This is a genomic window from Pseudomonas sp. Bc-h (assembly GCF_002080045.1).
Classification (GTDB): Bacteria; Pseudomonadota; Gammaproteobacteria; order Pseudomonadales; family Pseudomonadaceae; genus Aquipseudomonas.
This window is the reverse complement of the sequence record NZ_MUIN01000005.1, coordinates 165,507-184,347: the sequence shown is the minus strand read 5'-3', so window position 1 is coordinate 184,347 and position 18,841 is coordinate 165,507. Positions and strand designations below refer to the sequence as shown.

18 protein-coding genes are annotated in these 18,841 nt (G+C 57.8%); 9 read left to right on the top strand and 9 right to left on the bottom strand.

Features of this window, described 5'->3' with window-relative positions; translation table 11 throughout:
- The first annotated feature begins 7 nt into the window (after window positions 1–7).
- The 7 genes from BWR59_RS09660 to BWR59_RS09630 all read left to right on the top strand — a co-directional run bounded on the left by BWR59_RS09660 (window position 8) and on the right by BWR59_RS09630 (window position 5,580).
- Complete coding sequence (locus BWR59_RS09660) at window positions 8–772, top strand: amino acid ABC transporter ATP-binding protein (protein ID WP_081565416.1); 765 nt, start codon at window positions 8–10, stop codon at window positions 770–772.
- Between the two features lie 252 nt (window positions 773–1,024).
- On the top strand, window positions 1,025–2,320 hold the full coding sequence (locus tag BWR59_RS09655; protein ID WP_081565415.1) for an MFS transporter: 1,296 nt from the start codon (window positions 1,025–1,027) through the stop codon (window positions 2,318–2,320).
- An 87-nt stretch (window positions 2,321–2,407) separates the two neighbouring features.
- Window positions 2,408–2,893, top strand: a complete 486-nt coding sequence (locus BWR59_RS09650; RefSeq protein ID WP_081565414.1) for a nuclear transport factor 2 family protein — start codon at window positions 2,408–2,410, stop codon at window positions 2,891–2,893.
- A gap of 47 nt (window positions 2,894–2,940) precedes the next feature.
- Entirely contained in the window at window positions 2,941–3,273 is a 333-nt protein-coding gene (locus tag BWR59_RS09645; RefSeq protein WP_081565413.1) for a GIY-YIG nuclease family protein, read from the top strand.
- A gap of 130 nt (window positions 3,274–3,403) precedes the next feature.
- A complete protein-coding gene (locus BWR59_RS09640; protein WP_081565412.1) occupies window positions 3,404–3,811 on the top strand; it encodes an antitoxin Xre-like helix-turn-helix domain-containing protein in 408 nt (135 codons plus the stop codon).
- The gene (locus BWR59_RS09635) at window positions 3,811–4,491 is read left to right on the top strand and encodes an RES family NAD+ phosphorylase (protein ID WP_081565411.1); all 681 of its coding nucleotides are present in this window, start codon (window positions 3,811–3,813) and stop codon (window positions 4,489–4,491) included. The genes BWR59_RS09640 and BWR59_RS09635 overlap by 1 nt, the downstream gene beginning before the upstream one ends.
- 156 nt (window positions 4,492–4,647) lie before the next feature.
- On the top strand, window positions 4,648–5,580 hold the full coding sequence (locus BWR59_RS09630) for a glutathione S-transferase family protein (protein ID WP_081565410.1): 933 nt from the start codon (window positions 4,648–4,650) through the stop codon (window positions 5,578–5,580).
- 134 nt (window positions 5,581–5,714) lie between these two features.
- On the opposite strand, the gene BWR59_RS09625 is transcribed toward BWR59_RS09630, so the two are convergent.
- Both BWR59_RS09625 and BWR59_RS09620 read right to left on the bottom strand, forming a co-directional pair.
- Entirely contained in the window at window positions 5,715–6,959 is a 1,245-nt protein-coding gene (locus BWR59_RS09625; RefSeq protein ID WP_081565409.1) for a DUF2599 domain-containing protein, read from the bottom strand.
- 48 nt (window positions 6,960–7,007) lie between these two features.
- A complete protein-coding gene (locus BWR59_RS09620) occupies window positions 7,008–8,309 on the bottom strand; it encodes a DUF2599 domain-containing protein (RefSeq protein ID WP_081565408.1) in 1,302 nt (433 codons plus the stop codon).
- Between the two features lie 343 nt (window positions 8,310–8,652).
- Between BWR59_RS09620 and BWR59_RS09615 the strand changes: the two genes are divergently transcribed.
- Entirely contained in the window at window positions 8,653–9,870 is a 1,218-nt protein-coding gene (locus tag BWR59_RS09615; RefSeq protein ID WP_168184471.1) for a DUF2599 domain-containing protein, read from the top strand.
- Between the two features lie 50 nt (window positions 9,871–9,920).
- Here BWR59_RS09615 and BWR59_RS09610 read toward each other — a convergent pair whose 3' ends face one another.
- Window positions 9,921–10,283, bottom strand: coding sequence for a glutaredoxin family protein (locus BWR59_RS09610; RefSeq protein WP_081565406.1), 363 nt, complete (start codon window positions 10,281–10,283; stop codon window positions 9,921–9,923).
- Window positions 10,284–10,288: 5 nt separating this feature from the next.
- The gene (yejK, locus tag BWR59_RS09605; RefSeq protein WP_081565405.1) at window positions 10,289–11,290 is read right to left on the bottom strand and encodes a nucleoid-associated protein YejK; all 1,002 of its coding nucleotides are present in this window, start codon (window positions 11,288–11,290) and stop codon (window positions 10,289–10,291) included.
- Between the two features lie 351 nt (window positions 11,291–11,641).
- Between yejK and BWR59_RS09600 the strand changes: the two genes are divergently transcribed.
- Window positions 11,642–11,923, top strand: coding sequence for an HU family DNA-binding protein (locus BWR59_RS09600; protein WP_003221909.1), 282 nt, complete (start codon window positions 11,642–11,644; stop codon window positions 11,921–11,923).
- Between the two features lie 105 nt (window positions 11,924–12,028).
- Here BWR59_RS09600 and rlmF read toward each other — a convergent pair whose 3' ends face one another.
- The 5 genes from rlmF to BWR59_RS09575 form a co-directional block, all read right to left on the bottom strand.
- Window positions 12,029–13,039, bottom strand: a complete 1,011-nt coding sequence (gene rlmF / locus BWR59_RS09595; RefSeq protein WP_081565404.1) for a 23S rRNA (adenine(1618)-N(6))-methyltransferase RlmF — start codon at window positions 13,037–13,039, stop codon at window positions 12,029–12,031.
- Between the two features lie 236 nt (window positions 13,040–13,275).
- Window positions 13,276–16,122, bottom strand: a complete 2,847-nt coding sequence (locus BWR59_RS09590) for a valine--tRNA ligase (RefSeq protein ID WP_081565403.1) — start codon at window positions 16,120–16,122, stop codon at window positions 13,276–13,278.
- 244 nt (window positions 16,123–16,366) lie between these two features.
- Window positions 16,367–16,807, bottom strand: a complete 441-nt coding sequence (locus tag BWR59_RS09585) for a DNA polymerase III subunit chi (protein ID WP_081565402.1) — start codon at window positions 16,805–16,807, stop codon at window positions 16,367–16,369.
- A 7-nt stretch (window positions 16,808–16,814) separates the two neighbouring features.
- Window positions 16,815–17,243, bottom strand: a complete 429-nt coding sequence (locus BWR59_RS09580; protein ID WP_081565401.1) for a DNA polymerase III subunit chi — start codon at window positions 17,241–17,243, stop codon at window positions 16,815–16,817.
- Between the two features lie 58 nt (window positions 17,244–17,301).
- Window positions 17,302–18,792, bottom strand: coding sequence for a leucyl aminopeptidase (locus BWR59_RS09575; RefSeq protein ID WP_081565400.1), 1,491 nt, complete (start codon window positions 18,790–18,792; stop codon window positions 17,302–17,304).
- Window positions 18,793–18,841 lie beyond the last annotated feature (49 nt).

Here is an 18,841-nt window from a genome sequence, read left to right as displayed (position 1 = left end):
TTATGTGATGAGTGAAGCTATCAGCAAGCCTCTGGGCGCCGAAGGCATGATCCGCATGGAAGGCGTACATAAATGGTACGGCCAGTTCCATGTATTGAAAGACATCAACCTGAACGTGCGTCAGGGCGAGCGTATCGTTTTGTGCGGCCCGTCGGGTTCGGGCAAGTCGACCACCATTCGCTGCCTGAACCGTCTGGAAGAACACCAGCAAGGTCGCATCGTCGTTGATGGCACCGAACTGACTTCGGACCTCAAGCAGATCGAAACCATCCGCCGCGAAGTCGGCATGGTGTTCCAGCACTTCAATCTGTTCCCGCACCTGACCATTCTGCAGAACTGCACCCTGGCGCCGATGTGGGTCCGCAAGATGCCGAAGAAAAAGGCTGAAGAAATCGCTATGCACTATCTGGAGCGCGTTCGCATTCCAGAACAGGCGCATAAATACCCGGGTCAGCTGTCCGGTGGTCAGCAACAACGTGTGGCCATCGCCCGTGCCCTGTGCATGAAGCCGAAAATCATGCTGTTCGACGAACCGACCTCGGCTCTGGACCCGGAAATGGTGAAAGAGGTTCTGGACACCATGGTCGGCCTGGCTGAAGAAGGCATGACCATGCTCTGCGTGACCCACGAAATGGGCTTCGCCCGCACCGTGGCCAACCGCGTGATCTTCATGGACAAAGGCGAAATCGTCGAACAGGCCGCGCCAAACGACTTCTTCGACAACCCGCAAAGCGACCGTACCAAGCTGTTCCTCAGTCAGATTCTGCACTGAGTCGATAGCTGATTTACCGAAGAACCCGGACCAAGTGTCCGGGTTTTTTGTTTGGATTTGAGCCGGTCAATCTCGATATCGTTGGCCACACGACCCTTGAAGCGGTCCGGCTCGCCGGCGGTAGCGCATTCGAAATCGGTAAGTCATTGAGTTGTACCCAATCCTCGCAAAACTTGTGTTCTTTGCCGTTCTCCAACAGGATTACGTCTTTGCGCTATGCGCTGTTACACATCCTGCCCCCACGAGAATCCCATGACGACCAAGGCGCCACCGGCGAGCGACACGCTATCCCCTGTAAAAAAACACCATGAAATCGACGAACTGCTGATCGACGCGGAGGCTGACGACGAGCAAGTCCAGCAACATCGCCCCGTGCTCAAGCGCCCGTGGTTTCTACTGTTGGGGCTGGTGTTGGTAGCGCTGAACCTGCGACCGGCATTGTCGAGCATGGCGCCCCTGCTTAGCGAAGTGTCGAAAAGCCTCGGGCTGTCTGCCTCGACAGCGGGGCTCCTGACGACGCTGCCGGTGTTGTGCCTGGGGCTGTTCGCGCCGATGGCGCCCATTCTGGCGCGGCGTTTCGGCAGCGAGCGCGTGGTGTTGGGCATTTTGCTGACACTGACCTGCGGCATCATTCTGCGCAGCTCGTTTGGTCCGGTCGGATTGTTCGCCGGCAGCATCATGGCGGGCGCAAGCATCGGCATCATCGGTGTGTTGCTGCCGGGCATCGTCAAGCGTGACTTCGCCAAACAGGCCGGGACCATGACCGGCGTGTACACCATGGCCTTGTGTCTTGGGGCTGCAGTGGCAGCCGGCTCCACGGTGCCACTGAGCCAGTTCTTCGATAATAGCTGGAACGTGGGCCTGGGCTTCTGGATCGTCCCGGCACTTCTGGCCGCGATTTTCTGGTGGCCGCAGACGCGCCAAAGTCATGGCCAGCATCAGGCGTCCTACCGGGTCCGGGGCCTTTTCCGCGATAAGCTGGCGCGGCAGGTCACCTTGTACATGGGCCTGCAATCGTCGCTCGCCTACATTGTGTTCGGCTGGCTGCCTTCGATTCTGATCGGCCGTGGTCTGACACCGACTGAGGCGGGCTTGCTGCTTTCGGGCTCGATCATGGTCCAGTTGATCAGTTCGCTCACCGCCCCCTGGTTGGCGACGCGCGGCAAGGACCAGCGCGTTGCGATTCTGCTGGTGATGCTGCTGACCCTCGCTGGCTTGTACGGCTGTTTATATGCGCCGCTCAACCAGCTGTGGATCTGGGCGGTGGTGCTGGGCTTGGGGCAGGGCGGTACGTTCAGTCTGGCGTTGACCCTGATTGTGCTGCGCTCCCGTGATTCACACGTTGCGGCCAACCTGTCGAGCATGGCTCAGGGCGTCGGCTACACGCTGGCTTCGCTGGGCCCGTTCGCGGTCGGCATCGTGCATGACTGGACCGGTAACTGGAACTCTGTGGGCTGGATCTTCGGGGTGATTGGCGTGCTTGGAATTGTCGCGGGCATGGGCGCCGGTCGAGCGCTGTATGTGGACGTGACCAGCAAGAAAGTCTGAGTTCCGGTATTTGCATCGCAAATGTCCATGGCAAAAACAGGTGTTGGCGCTTATCGTGCAGACACCTCTCCCATGGACATTCCCCGCATGAGCGATCCCCTTCCGAGCGAGCGACACAGCGCGCTGATCTACGACTTCTATGACGCTTTCAATCGCCTGGACGCTGAAGCCATGGCGGCTTGCTATACCGAAGACGTGCTGTTCAGCGATTCGGTGTTCGGCGAGCTGCGCGGGCGTGACGCGGCGGACATGTGGCGCATGCTGACGTCGCGAGCCCGGGACTTCTCTGTTCGCTTCGACAACGTGCGCGCCGATGAGCGCTCTGGCGGCGCCCATTGGGTGGCGACTTACCTGTTCAGCCAGACCGGGCGCACGGTGGTCAACGACATCCAGGCGCGCTTCGTGTTTCGCGATGGCAAGATCTGCGAGCATCACGACCACTTCGATCTCTGGCGTTGGTCGCGTCAAGCCCTCGGTATGAAAGGCGCCGTGCTGGGTTGGGCACCCTTCGTGCAAAACGCCATTCGTACCCAGGCACAGAAGGGGCTGAAGGCGTATCAGGCGGGGCGCTGAGGCTCTGTTAGAATCGCGGCTTCACTGTTCACACGTTTGTCTGCACGATGCCCGAAGTCGCCATATCCGTCACTCCCCCAGATGAAATCACGGTCAGCAAACCGTGGTTCGTCTACCTCGTTCGCGCTGCCAACGGGTCGTTGTACTGCGGCATCAGCGACGACCCTCATCGCCGTTTCCAGAAGCACCAGAGCGGTAAAGGCGCGCGCTTCTTCTTCTCCAGCCCGGCCGTCGCACTGGTTTATGTCGAGGCATGTTGCGACAAGGGTGAAGCGCTGCGCCAGGAGCGGCTGATAAAGAAGCTGCGCAAGAGTGCAAAGGAAGCGCTGGCCGCCAGTTTTATTCCCTCAATCCTTGGTGATCATCCCCCGCCGCCGTAGGGCTGCCTTCCAACCTCTATCGGCAACGTTGTGAGTGCATGTAGGGCCTTTCGCATATGAATTAATATCTTGATTTTGTTCGTATGTGGACTAGGCTGTTCATCAGCAACGATGAACAGGAGACCCGGTCATGCCAGCCCTGGCGATCAACCGCAACGACGGCCCCGGCGTCGACACCCCTGAAGCGGGGCGTGTGGCGCTGAAATTCTTCTTCAACCTCATGGCTCATTGGGGATGTTCGGTCGAGGAGCAGCGCACGCTTCTGGGATCGGTCAGCAACACGACCTTTTACAAGTACCGGCGCACGCCAGACATCCGATTACCTCATGACACGCTGGAGCGAATTTCCTATCTAATGGGGATTCACAAGGCGCTCAGCATCATCTTCAGCAATAACCTTGGACGCGCCTACGAGTGGGTCGGCAAGCCGAACACGGCTGCGCCCTTTAACGGCCAGTCCGCGCTGCGCTATATGCTCGCCGGCCGCGTGGTGGATATCGCCGATGTGCGTCGCTATCTGGATGGAGTCCGTGGCTGATGAAGCAGCCCAAGACTGTTATCCCGGCGTGGGATGCGGCGTTCAGGATGGTCAGTAGTGCTTTCCCGCCGATCACGCTTTTCGAGGATTTACTCGATCCAGGCGAACTTGAAATGGCCTATGCGCTGGAGGCGCTGACCAATGATCGGTTGCAGGAAGAGTGTGGTGTATTGAACCGTGTCCCGGTCGAAGATCGGGTTTCAGGACCGGGTTCGACGCCGGTCATGGCGGCGTTTACCCATATAGGTAAGGCCAGCCGCTTCACTGACGGCACTTACGGCATCTACTACGCCGCGAACAGCCAGGCAGCGGCTATCGCCGAAACAAGCTTTCATCAGCAGCGGTTTCTGGCCGCAACCAACGAGCAGGATATCGAGTTGACCCTGCGCACCTACGTCAATCAGATCGTTAAGCCGGTGCATGACGTACGCACCCGCTATCCCGAATTGCACCAGCCAGATCCTTCGTGTTACGGCGTGGCCCAAGTGTTCGCCAGGGCACTACGGGACGCCGGCTCCTGGGGGCTTCTCTATAACAGTGTGCGGCTGAGTGGACATGAATGCGTGGCAGCATTTCGCCCGCCAGCGGTGTCCATCCCCTTGCAGGGCAAACACGTGAGATATGTGTGGGACGCCAAGACCCAGAGAATTTCTCACGTCTTCGAAATCCATGAGATCTGACCTCATACCCGGTGGGGGAACGGGGATTGTACCTGCCTCCTGATCAATCGGGACTTTGGCCTGTTCGTCACTTGTAGTTGCTTGCCGCAGCGTACACCGTACTCAGCTATCCGCCCGTTAGTCGCGGGATACATGCGTTCGACACAGAGGTTGAAAATGAGTGAACTGATCCTGCATCACTACCCCACATCCCTGTTTGCCGAGAAAGCACGCTTGATGCTTGGTTTTAAAGGGCTGTCCTGGCGCTCGGTGATCATCCCGCCGATCCTGCCCAAACCGGACGTGACGTGCCTGACTGGCGGCTATCGCAAGACCCCGGTGTTGCAGGTGGGGGCAGACATTTACTGCGACACTGCGCTGATTGCCCGCCGTCTGGAACAGGAAAAAGCCTCCCCGACCTTCTATCCCGAGGGACAGGAGTTCACCTCTGCGAGCCTGGCGAGTTGGGCCGATTCAGTGCTGTTTCTCCACGCCGTCAGCCTGGTGTTTCAGCCGGAGTCGCTCGCGGTACGTTTCGCCAAAGTGCCACCGGAAGCGGTGAAGGCTTTCGTCGCCGATCGCGCAACGTTTTTCGAGGGTGGGATGGCGACGCGATTGCCCATCGAGTTGGTGCGGCATCAATGGCCGACCCTGATGAATCGTCTTGAAACCCAGCTGGAGCGCAGCGGTGACTTCCTGTTGGGTGCTCCGTCGATTGCCGACTTCTCGGTGGCCCATCCTCTGTGGTTTCTCAAGCAAACCCCGGTCACTGCTGCGGCAGTGGACGCCTATCCCGCGGTATCGGCCTGGTTTCAGCGGGTTGTCGGTTTCGGCCATGGCGCCAGCAGCGAGCTGAGCTCGGCGGACGCCGTCGAGATCGCGCGCCAAGCGACCCCTGCACCCGTTCCGACCGAGGTATTTACTGACCCGAACGGTTTCGAAGTGGGTCAGCAGGTCAGTGTTTCAGCCGTGGATTACGGCGTGAATGCGGTTCATGGCGAACTGGTGTTCAACGGCCGTGAAGAAATCATCGTGCGTCGCGATGATGAGCGCGCGGGCGTTGTGCATGTGCACTTCCCGCGCTTCGGGTTTCGGCTCGACGCGAAGTAAGCACTGGGTCTGATGACTGGCACTTGTTCGGCAGGCTCGGGAATGAGTTGATTCGCGGGGACGAGCGCCAGTCAATTGTGATGCTGGATGTGCTGGCGCACCGCGAAGAACTCTGCTTCCACAATCCTCACAGGTTATGGAACTGGGTTGCACCGCGCCGAAATCGCCTGCTCCTCAGAGACATACGGCCGGAAGGGCTCCAGATTCCACGTTTCGTTGCCGGGGTACTGCAGGCGAAGGCAGAGGAACTGGCGCCTCATAGAAGTATCGTCATACACAGCCCAATCGCTGTTATCCCGGTATTTATTCGCCAGTTCTGCAAAGGCTGCGTCGGTCTGTGCTCCTGAGAAGTTTCTCCCGCACGATTTCGTGGGGGTGACAACCAGTTGCGCGACGTCCTTGTTGACCTCTTTCACGAACGTCTTTTTCCATTCCGCTTTCTGAATGTAGGGGCCGCAGTTCGAACTCGGTTGTTCCTTGATGGCCTGGTCGCTTGCCTTGTAAGAAAAGGTCGCGTCGGCGGCAGGAGTGTCAGGAAGATTAAGGTAGATAACCGGTATCCACCTCTGAGTAGCCTTATACATGTCTTCCTGGTCCGCCTGAGCATCGGCGAGTCCTTCTCTGCGGGTATAGATGAACGCCAGGGCAGACAACTGCAGGGGGTTTCCTTGATCCCAGGTCTTTACGCGAATTTCATTCTGCCGACTGAAGCTGACATCGTTGAGCAAATCCATAGCTTTTATGCCTTCGTAGAAATTATTGGTCGCTTGAGTACCTCTTTCCTCACGCACATCGAATCCGCAGATACTGGGACGCTCCTTGCCGACGCTGTTGTAATTTTTGATCCACGCGCCAGCAGTGTTGACATTGATGGAGTCGCACATGGCCTCTGTAATATCTTTTGTGTCTGCGTTATCTCCGCAGCCGCCTTCAGTTCGACGATCGGTCCATGCGTCGAGAGGAAAAAAACAGTTAACGACCCGCTTCTGTTGTGGTTTCTTAACGTCGTCGTTGGGGGTTAAAACATAGCCATTATAGTTAAGCAGGCCGAGACGATCATATTTGGCATCGTCTCTGAGGTACGAAAATGAAACCCCCTCGTTTTTCACGGACGTTGGACTGGGGTTCCATACCTGATAATCTTTTGAGTGCTGGGTGCCACGCAACATGAGGCCGGAGCATAGATAGGCAGGCCTGGTAGACCCACAGTTTTTTACCGTCCGGTAATAATAATATTTCATGAGTTCGACTGCGTCCGTTCCTGCTCCCGCATACGCAATTGAACAGTCAAGCATCCCGAAAGCCGCGATCACGAGCAGAACTAAGCGGGCTCCGTTTTTGACAAATACCGGGCGAGCGATTGTACATGACGTATTCATGATGAAGGCCTGTCTGTGTGATGCGTGGTCGTTGTGTGAACGTGGGGGCTAAGGTTTGGGGAGAGGGTTGCAGTAGCTTTTAACAGCCGCCTCTTGGGTGACATCAGGCCGAATAGGCTCCATGTTCCATTCGTCTTTGTCTCGATAGTTAGTTAACAAGCAAACAAATTGTCGACGCATACCGCCGCCATTGATTTCAGTCCATTGAACGTCTTTGTCATGGGCGAACGCCAGTTCGGCATAGGCTACGTCGGTCTCTTCGGGCGCTATGTTGCGTCCGCAGTCGGTGGGCACGACAGAAAGGCTCCATATTTCCTTTTTGATGTCTTTGTCGAAATATGCTCTCCACGTGGCGGACTTTATGTAACTGTCACACGTCCCTTGATCGGTTGCGCTGTAGGTGAAGCGTTGAGCCGCAGGCGCCTTGAAGTTCAATCGGAGCACCGGGACGGTGTAGCCAGCCCGTTTTAACTGTGCCTGGAAGATCCGCGCAATTGTCGCACCACTTTGCTTGTCAGCATTGAGTTCAGTCATGTTATTCACGTCATAAAAGAACCCATCAATGTGAGGAATGAGCCTGCTGCCATCGGCTGTTTCCGAGGCGTTCTTGAGCAGCATTTCGGTCCACATCCCGTTGTTCCTGAAATCCGGCCCGGTGCGGATGCCGATCATAGAGTTCCAGTCGCGGGCTTTCTCGATGTTCCAGGAGCATTGATTCTCCGTGCGGTTTTTGTCATTTCGATAGCGATTAACCCACAGGGCGGCCTGATTTTTGGCCAGGTCGTCCGAACCCACACCGATCTCGCGGCAGGATCCGTAGGCGTCCTCGTTATTGTTATTGTCGACAAGCTGGGTGGATTTGTTTTCAGTGAAGTCACCTTCGAAGTCGCAGCCATTCCAGCCTCGAGGTTTGCCTGCATTGGGATAGAGAATCCCCCGGGTGGTATTGGCGTCAAAGGTATAGATACATTCCCAGCCTTTATCGAGCGCAGGCCGGTTGTGAATGAGTGCGTCTTCGGGGGTGCGTACAATCAAACCTGCCGGATGATAAAGTTTGTTTGTAAGAATATCGCTTCTCAGCCAGCTGAATGAAGTAGAGCCCAGTTTTATTGCCGAAGGGCTGTAGTCCCATGGCACGAATCGAGCAGTGTCAACGGTTCTTACAATGACGCCACTGCAGTAATAATGACCGCGGACGGCGTTTGTCTTTGTGTCTCTGCACTCGTAAAGACGCTCATTGTAATTGGTGTTCAGCATCGCCACTGTTTGCTCCGGTGATAACTCAACGTCTCCAGCGAATACAGGCGGAGTGAATAAAAGCAACAGTGACATCCCAGTCGAATATTTCATGGTTCTTCCCTTGAACAGCCGATGCTCAACAGCGCTCTGGTCCGGAAGCGGCGTTGTGAGTGGTAACGATTGGCGCTGATACAGGAGAGTTAATGTCGATTCAGGAGTGTCGTCAAATAAGTAAGTGGATCGATAGTAAATAATGGTATTTGTATTTATCGCGATTTCTTATAACAGCGTGCGAGGGTCGCAGGAGGGGCCAGACGGAAATAAGCGGATGGGCGGGTATCGCGAAAGAGTATGGATGGCTGTCATTTATGCCAGTTGTTCCGTTTTAACCAAGCGCTATGATTTTTTAGTGCATGGGTTGACATGCAGTTGGGACATTAAAAGGAGTCTGAACATGAAAGGGACGCTGCTGGCTGCGACATTCACGATTGCCTGTTCTTCATTTTTTTCCGTGGCGTATTCTGCGACGGGGCAGGACACAGCTAAGGATTTGATTGGCCGCTATTATTCAAGTCCCAACGATTGTGGTCGAAACACCCAGCCGGCCTTTTTATGCCAAGGGGTTATCTTTAGGGCGACGGTACCTTCACCCTTTTATGATTCATGGGCGCCTAGCCCCGCGGCGCAAAAAAGCGGCGGTACGTCATTCTCCTATTTGAGAGAAGACTCAAAATTCCAAAAGCTGGTCAGGGAGGAGAATAACGGCTATATCCTTTACCCCCTCCTGAAACTGCCCGCGGGAAAGAGCCGATATCAGGTGCTGTGTTCGTTTCCCATGGATGGGGGGACCGACGTAAGAGATGAAAAGGGCTGCGGCAAGAGCGACCAGCCTAACAGCCAGCCCTGCGACAAACAGGGTATTTATACGGGCACTGCATGGGCAGACCGCTATAAACAATTCAATGGGCAAAACAACAACACAAAAGAGTGCGGCTTCGACGTACGTGACGCGCTGGATCAACACGCTGTTAAAAACTTCAATGCTTCAGTGGACGCCATGGGAAAGGTCGGGCAAGCAGCATTCGAGAAGCAGAACGAGCTGCGGATCGAAACCTGGGACCCTTCCAGGCCTGCGGCAGAGGTACCGATCCAGGCGTTTTTCTACCTGCCGACCACGGGGGGGTTGGATGATGCTCGCTACGATCAACAGCGCTATTTTGAAAAGACTGCCGTAAGGGTTCCAATCGTCAAGATGACGCTGCCCGAAACTCGACGTCAGGACGCGACGTTCAGCTATAACGAGTGGGATCAAGCGATAAATGCCGTCGGTGAACCGGTCTATCGCTACATAAAGTCCACTGAGTGGGTCTCTCGCTTTGATCCCGGTACCAATCGGAAGGAATGGAGTCTGGCGGTGACGCTCACGGACGAGGGCAAAAAACAGAGCGATTCGCACGGCTCCGATAAGGTCTATGCGGAACTACTGCGCAAGGAGGGAAGGGACGCTCGCTGGACCAAGCCTGCAAATTATGAGGCTCAGCGCAATACCATGAGGCGTCAGTTGGTCTGCCACTTCCAGATCGCTGAAAATAAGGAGCCTTGGAATCTCGAGCCTTTCCGGCCTTATGTGACAGCACGCGAAGCGACGCAAGCAGGATGTAATCCGCTCTAACGAGAGTGCACGATTCAGTGTTGAGGACGGGGGAGCAGCGTCTGACTCGATCAGGTGCTGCTGTTACTCAAAGCCGCCAGAATCTCCTCCGGGCTAAACCCTCTGATCAATGTGCCGTTCACGTCGATCAGAGGAATCCCGCGGCCACCCAGCGCTTCGTAAGCCTTGCGCCCTTCAGCCGACTTCTCGATGTCGTACTCGGTGTAGGGAATGCCCTTGCTATCGAGAAAGCGTCGGGCCTGTTTGCAGTAGCCGCACCAGTCGGTGGCGTAGAGAGTCACTTTGGCCTGGGACTGAACCTGCGATGAAACAGCCTGCGCCGGATTGAAGAAGTGCTCGATTTTGCCCCAGTTCTGGTAGACCAACACGACCAGCAGGATCAGCACGAACTTCTTCAGGGTGCGCACGAGCATGGCGGTCAGCGCCTCTTCAACTGATCGGTGAGCTGGGTTGGCAGGCCCTTGATGATCAGGGTGCCTTTTTCTTCGTCGTATTCGATCTTGTCGCCCAGCAGGTGCGCTTCGAAACTGATCGACAAGCCTTCTGCCCGGCCGGTAAAGCGGCGAAACTGGTTGAGGGTGCGTTTGTCGGCCGGAATTTCCGGAGACAGGCCGTAATCCTTGTTGCGGATATGTTCGTAGAAGGCGCGGGGGCGGTCTTCGTCGATAAGGCCGGACAGCTCTTCCAGCGCGATAGGTTCGCCCATCTTGCTCTGGCTGCTGGCGTAATCGACCAGCGCCTTGGTCTTCTCGCGGGTCGACTCTTCCGGCAGGTCTTCGCTCTCGACGAAATCGCTGAAGGCCTTGAGCAGGGTACGGGTTTCACCGGGGCCGTCGACGCCTTCCTGGCAGCCGATGAAGTCGCGGAAGTATTCCGAGACCTTCTTGCCGTTCTTGCCTTTGATGAAGGAGATGTACTGTTTGGAGGCCTTGTTGTTCTGCCACTCGGAGATGTTGATCCGCGCCGCCAGATGCAATTGACCGAGGTCCAGATGCCGGGACGGAGTGACGTCCAGTTCTTCGTTCACGGCCACGCCTTCGCTGTGGTGCAGCAGGGCGATGGCCAGGTACTCGGTCATGCCCTGTTGGTAATGGGCGAACAACACGTGACCGCCCACCGACAGATTGGATTCCTCCATCAGCTTCTGCAGGTGTTCGACCGCCACGCGGCTGAACGCGGTGAAGTCCTTGCCATCGTCGAGGTATTCCTTGAGCCAGCCGCTGAACGGGTGCGCGCCGGACTCCGGATGGAACAGACCCCAGGCTTTGCCCTGTTTGGCGTTGTAGCTCTCGTTGAGGTCGGCCAGCATGTTCTCGATGGCCTGGGACTCCGCGAGTTCGGAATCTCGAGCATGGAGGACTGCGGGCGTACCGTCGGGTTTCTTGTCGATCAGGTGAACGATGGCATGACGGATCGGCATGGATTTCTCGGCTGCTGAAGTGGAACTGAACGGGGACGCAGGGCCCGTGCGAAAGGCGGCAAGTGTACCGCAGACAGGGCGCTGAGCGGGCCGGGAAGGCCGAAAACACGGCCGCAAACTCATTTATATGACTTTTTTACCCTTGAACCGCGATAAAGCTGACCAAATGGGTAGGTAGGGGCGGATATTTGCTTGGCTCTGTGCTAGTTTTGCCCGGTCTTGCGCACTGAAGCGCGCCAAGCATGCAGTTTGTGGGCGTTCGGCCGAACCAAAGGCCGATTTGAGTATCTACATTTCGCGTCTGTACACACTCTGCAAACCATATGAATTTGATAGGGAAGGAACACCACCATGGCTCTGACTAAAGACCAATTGATCGCCGATATCGCAGAAGCTATCGACGCGCCTAAAACCACCGCGCGCAATGCTCTGGACCAATTGGGCCAAATCGTCGCGGACCAGCTGGAAAACGGCGGCGAAATCACTCTGCCAGGCATCGGCAAGCTGAAAGTGACCGAGCGTCCTGCCCGTACCGGCCGTAACCCATCGACTGGCGCTGCCATCGAAATCCCGGCCAAGAAAGTGATCAAGCTGGTTGTGGCCAAAGGCCTGACTGACGCAGTCAACAAGTAAGCGAAAACGCCTCTTGTTGTAAGAGAAACCGTGTGACGGAGTGATCCGGACACGGTTTTTTTGTGCCCTGAGTTTGAGGCCGCTCAGAGATGGGGGCTGAGTCTGTCAGGTCCAGCGTTCTGCCCGCCAGGCCTCCTGTTGGGCCTTGTCATGAAAGGTCCAAGCGACGAAGCGGCTCTGTTTCTGCCCCTGAGACATCTCCACAACGTGGCTCTCCAGCGCGCCGACCTTCTTCAGCGTTGCCTGGATCAGCGGTAGATTGGAGGCCTTGGAGACCAGCGTGCTGAACCACAGCACCTGCTTGGGCACCCGTGCGCTCTCTGTGATCAGCTGTGTCACGAAACGCGCTTCACCGCCTTCGCACCACAACTCCGCAGCCTGCCCTCCGAAGTTCAGCACCGGCAACTTGCGCTTGGGATCGGCCTTCCCCAAAGCGCGCCATTTGCGTTGGCTGCCGCGCAAGGCTTCCTCGGCAGAGGCGTGGAAGGGCGGATTGCACAGGCTGATGTCAAAGCGCTCGTCGGCTTGTAACAGGTCCACAAGTATGTGCTTGCGGTTGTGCTGCTGACGCAGGCTGATGGCCTTGCCCAGGTTGTTGGCCTTGACGATGGTGGTGGCCGAGGCCAGAGCGGTCGTGTCGATGTCCGAGCCAACGAAGTACCAGCCGTAATCGCTGTGGCCTATCAAGGGGTAAATGCAGTTGGCGCCGGTGCCGATGTCCAGGGCCTTCACGGGCGCGCCACGGGGGATCACGCCAGCGTTGCGCTCGGCCAGCAGATCGGCCAGAAAATGCACATAGTCAGCGCGGCCGGGGATGGGGGGGCACAAATAATCCCCCGGAATATCCCAATGGGCAATGCCATAGAACGCCTTGAGCAGCGCGCGGTTGAACACCCGCACGGCCGCCGGATTGGCGAAGTCGATGCTTTCCTTGCCATACGGATTGATGATCACGAACTTGCCCAGTTCCGGGCAGCCTTTGATCAATCGGGGGAAGTCGTAATGGCCTTGATGGCGATTGCGCGGATGCAGGCTGGCCTTGGCCTTTGGCTCGGCAGGTTTCGCTGCTGGCGCGGGTTTGGGCTTCTTGCGGGGTGGTTTGGGTGAGCTGGTCATTGACTGGATTCGGTTGTCAGGCACGAGGCCCGGATGAACTACAGAAAAAGGGATCTTTACGCAAACGACTGTGGGAGGGAGCTTGCTCGCGAAGGGTATTTCAGACGACGAAATATCGTCGGTTGAAATGCCTTTTCGCGAGCAAGCTCTCTCCCACAGGTTATGCGTCGCTTTCAGATCGTGTCCGGCTATAAACGGCGTGCAGCCCGCGCATAAGAACGGGCTGTGCAGTTTTCCTACAAACTGGCAATCCGTGCGTGCTGCTCGGCCAGCTTGCCCAATGCCTGCTCGGCCTCGGTCAGCTTGGCGCGTTCCTTGGCGATGACTTCAGGTGGCGCCTTGTCGACGAACGCCGCATTGGACAGCTTGCCGCCCACACGTTGCACTTCGCCCTGCAGGCGCTGAATTTCCTTGTCCAGACGGGCCAGCTCTGCGCCCTTGTCGATCAGGCCAGCCATTGGCACCAGCACTTCCATCTCGCCAACCAGCGCGGTCGCCGACAGTGGCGCTTCGGCGCCTGCGTCCAACAAGGTGAACGATTCGATCTTCGCCAGCTTCTTGAGCAGGTGCTCGTTCTCGGTCAGGCGGCGCTGGTCTTCAGCGCCGACGTTCTTGAGGAACAGTTGCAGAGGCTTGCCCGGGCCGATGTTCATTTCGCCACGGATATTGCGCACGCCAAGCATCACGCCCTTCAGCCATTCGATGTCGCCTTCCGCGTCGGCATCGATGCGCGCCTCGTTCGCCACCGGCCACGGTTGCAGCATGATGGTCTTGCCTTCGATACCGGCCAGCGGCGCCAGGCGCTGCCAGATTTCTTCGGTGATGAACGGCATGAACGGGTGAGCCAGACGCAGGGCCACTTCCAGCACGCGAACCAGCGTGCGGCGGGTGCCGCGCTGACGTTCGATTGGAGCGTTCTCGTCCCACAGAACCGGCTTGGAGAGCTCCAGGTACCAGTCGCAATACTGGTTCCAGATGAACTCGTACAGCACTTGCGCGGCGAGATCGAAGCGGAACTGATCCAGTTGGCGGGTCACTTCAGCTTCGGTGCGTTGCAGCTGCGAGATGATCCAGCGATCAGGCAGCGAAAGCTCGAAGGCCTCGCCGTTCTGGCCGCAGTCTTCGCCCTTGTCGAGCACGTAGCGCGCGGCGTTCCAGATCTTGTTGCAGAAGTTGCGATAGCCTTCGACGCGACCCATGTCGAACTTGATGTCACGGCCGGTGGACGCCAGCGAGCAGAAGGTGAAGCGCAGGGCGTCGGTGCCATAGCTGGCGATACCGTCGGCGAATTCGTCGCGGGTCTGCTTCTCGATCTTCTTCGCAAGCTTGGGCTGCATCATGCCGGAGGTGCGTTTCTGCACCAGAGCCTCAAGCTCGATGCCGTCGATGATGTCCAGCGGATCCAGAACGTTGCCCTTGGATTTGGACATCTTCTGACCTTGACCGTCGCGCACCAGACCATGTACGTACACGGTCTTGAACGGGACTTGCGCTGTGCCGTCTTCGTTCTTCACCAGATGCATGGTGAGCATGATCATCCGGGCGACCCAGAAGAAAATGATGTCGAAGCCGGTGACCAGCACATCGGTCGGGTGGAAGGTTTTCAGGAAATCGGTCTGCTCAGGCCAGCCCAGAGTGGAGAACGTCCACAGTCCGGAACTGAACCAGGTGTCGAGTACATCGTTGTCCTGTTGCAGCGCAACCTCAGGACCGAGGTTGTGCTTGGCACGGACTTCGGCTTCGTCGCGGCCTACGTAGACTTTACCGGACTCGTCGTACCAGGCAGGGATGCGGTGGCCCCACCAGAGCTGACGACTGATGCACCAGTCCTGAATGTCGCGCATCCAGGAGAAGTACATGTTTTCGTACTGCTTGGGCACGAACGCGATGCGACCGTCTTCAACGGCAGCAATTGCGGGCTCCGCCAGCGGCTTGGTGGACACATACCATTGGTCTGTCAGCCACGGCTCGATGATGGTACCGGAGCGGTCGCCTTTAGGGACTTTCAGGGCGTGATCGTCAACGCTGACCAGCAGGCCAGCGGCGTCGAAGGCTTCCACGATCTGTTTACGTGCTTCGAAACGGTCCAGGCCAGCGTATTGCGCGGGCAGGGTGCCGTCGATGCTTTCGTTCAGCGTGCCGTCGAGGTTGAAGACCTGGGCGGCTGCCAGAACGCTGGCGTTTTTGTCGAAGATGTTCAGCAGCGGCAGGTTGTGGCGCTTTCCGACTTCATAGTCGTTGAAATCGTGGGCCGGGGTGATCTTCACGCAGCCGGTGCCGAATTCAGGGTCGCAATAGTCGTCGGCGATGATCGGAATGCGACGACCTACCAGCGGCAGTTCGACGAACTTGCCGATCAGGGCCTTGTAACGCTCGTCGTTCGGGTTCACCGCAACAGCGGCGTCGCCGAGCATGGTTTCCGGACGCGTGGTGGCGACGACCAGGTAATCCAGACCTTCAGCGGTCCTGGCGCCGTCGGCCAACGGGTAGCGCAGGTTCCACAGGCTGCCTTTCTCGTCGTGGTTTTCCACTTCCAGATCGGAAATCGCCGTGTGCAGCTTGGTGTCCCAGTTGACCAGACGCTTGCCGCGGTAGATCAGGCCGTCTTCATGCAGACGTACGAACGCTTCTTTAACGGCTTCGGACAGCCCGTCGTCCATGGTGAAGCGCTCGCGGCTCCAGTCAACGGACGAGCCCAGGCGGCGGATCTGACGGCTGATGTTGCCACCGGACTGATCCTTCCACTCCCAGACTTTTTCGAGGAATTTTTCGCGACCCAGGTCATGGCGGTTCTGGCCCTGAGCTTCGAGCTGACGCTCGACCAGCATCTGGGTGGCGATACCGGCGTGGTCGGTGCCCGGCTGCCACAGGGTGTTACGACCCTGCATGCGGCGGAAACGGATCAAGGCGTCCATGATCGCATTGTTGAAACCGTGGCCCATGTGCAGGCTGCCGGTGACGTTCGGCGGCGGAATCATGATGGTGTACGAGTCGCCCGCGCCTTGCGGAGCGAAATAATTCTCGGACTCCCAGGTCTGGTACCAGGAAGTTTCGATGGCGTGCGGCTGGTAGGTCTTGTCCATGCGCGGCGGGAACCTGATCTGCTTTCAGTCGGAAAAGCCGGGAAGTATAGCTTTTCACGGCAGCTGCAAGCTACAAGCTGTGAGCCACAAGCGTATGAGCGCAGATCCGGAGCCGGATTCGGATTCAACAAAAGCATCTGGCGAGGACGGGACGACCTGTAGCAGCGCGGCTTGCCAGCGTTGGCGATCTTCAGGGCGCTACCCCCGGCAAGCCGAACTGCTACAGGCAGGTGTTAGTGCAAAGTCAGTTCTGGTACTGAGTCAGCAGGCGTTCCATCCGGGCTTCGAGGCGGCGTTTGATCTCGTTCTCGATATGTGGAGCGAAATCGTCGATCACATCTTGCATGATCAATTGCGCCGCGGCGCGCAGCTCGCTGTCCAGATGCAGCAGGTCGTCCGGGTTGGGCGCGCTGGCTTCAGGCTGTGCCGATGATGCAGCCGTTGGCTCGGCGGCCCGGACAGGCTCAGGCGTCAGCGTGGGAATGTGGTCAGCATGCTGATCCTGCTCATCGGCAGCAATGACCTGGCCATTGACCACATCGAACAACAGAGGGATCTGACCTTCGCCAGTGACCGTGTCGGTCAAAAGCGGGGGTTGCAGAGAGTCATCGTCGAGCAGCTGGCGGATCGACTCGAGGTCGTCCAGCAGGTGCGCGGAATCTTTAAGGTTTTTTGAGTTATCCATCGTGTGCTCAAAGACGCTGCAGTCGGTGATCTTGCAGAGGATAGCCCTGTTCGCGGTAGAAGCGGAAACTCTCTCTCGCTGCCAGCCGGATGGACGGCTCCTCCACCACGATCTCCGCGATGCGGGCGAATCGTTTGAAGAATTCGGGGATGCGCAGGTCGAGATTGACCAGCAGATCCTGATGTTGGCCGGGATCGTCGCCGATGCCCAATGCGACGGGAGCGTCGGGATCATCTTCGACTGGACCATGGGGTACGAAGGTTTCACCCTTGAAGCGCCACAGCCGGGCATCCAGCTCTTCGCGTTGTGCGGCGTCGCTGCAATGCAAGTACACCCGGTGCCCGAGGCGCCAGGCCTTGTCGGTGAGTTTGCAGGCGAAATCCAGACGCGCGAGGGGATCGGCGCTGGGCAGGATGTAGAAATCGACTTGGGTCATGAGGTTTCCAGAACGCAAACGTGCTGACCCTGAATGAGGTCAGCACGTTTCGAGGCGATTAAACGCCAGCGCGGTCGATCAGGTATTGGGTCAGCAGTGGCACCGGACGGCCAGTGGCGCCCTTGTCCTTGCCGCCGCTCAGCCATGCGGTGCCTGCGATGTCCAGGTGAGCCCACTCGTAGGCCTTGGTGAAGCGCGAGAGGAAGCAGGCCGCGGTAATGGTGCCGCCTTTCGGGCCGCCGATGTTGGCGATGTCGGCGAACGGGCTGTCCAGTTGCTCCTGATACTCGTCGAACAGCGGCAGTTGCCAGGCGCGGTCATCGGCGCGCTTGCCAGCGTCCAGCACCTGATTGATCAGCGCATCGCTGTTGCCCAGCAGGCCTGAAGTGTGACCACCCAGTGCAACGACGCAGGCGCCGGTCAGGGTGGCGATATCGATCACTGCCTGAGGCTTGAAGCGTTCGGCATAGGTCAGGGCGTCGCACAGCACCAGACGGCCTTCGGCGTCGGTGTTGAGGATCTCGACGGTCTGGCCGCTCATGGTCTTGACGATATCGCCCGGGCGGGTCGCGTTGCCGCTAGGCATGTTTTCCGCAGCGGCGACGATGCACACAAGGTTGATTGGCAGTTGCAGCTCGAGCACGGCATTCAGCGTGCCGAACACGCTGGCTGCGCCGCACATGTCGAATTTCATTTCGTCCATGCCCGCACCAGGTTTGAGGCTGATGCCGCCAGTGTCGAAGGTGATGCCTTTGCCGACCAGTACGAAGGGTTTTTCGCTCTTCTTGCCGTTGGAGTACTGCATCACGATCAGGCGTGGCGGCTGGGCACTGCCTTGACCGACCGCCAGGAACGAACCCATGCCCAGATCAGCGATTTTCTTCTCGTCGAAAACTTCGACTTTCAGGCCCTTGTTGGCCTTGCCCAGCGCCTTGGCTTGCTCGCCCAGGTACGTCGGGTGGCAGATGTTCGGCGGCATGTTCCCCAGGTCGCGAGTCACCGCCATACCGGCAGCAATGGCCTGCGCGTGTTTGGCAGCCCGTTCCACTTCAGTGACGTTGAGTTTGGCGGTCAGCAGGGTGACTTTCTTCAGTGCCCGAGGATCGGCTTTCTGACTCTTGTACCGATCGAAGACGTACTCGCCATCAGCCAGCGTTTCGACCAACAGACGGTTCTTGCCGTAGATGTCGCGATTCTTGACGTTCAGCTGATCGAGCGCGAAAGCTGCGTCGGTGCCGCCCAGGCTCTTCAAGGTGTTCAGCGCGCCGCTGATGATTTTGCGGAATTGACGATCGCTCAGCTCGGGCTCTTTGCCGCTGCCGACCAGCAGAACGCGATCGGCCTTGAGGTTTGGCAGGCCGTGCAACAGCAGGCTCTGGCCAACTTTGCCCGCCAGGTCGCCACGCTTGAGCACAGTGCTGATCGCACCACCGCTCAGGGTATCGACAGTTTTCGCAGCATCGCTCAGCGTGCGGCCTTCGCCAACGGCAACCACCAGCGTGGCGGTCTTCAAGGTTTCTGCACTGACGCTTTTAACAACCAATTCCATGTCGGGGTCCCCGAATAAACTGTGGGTAATCGCAAAATGAGTTCGCGGC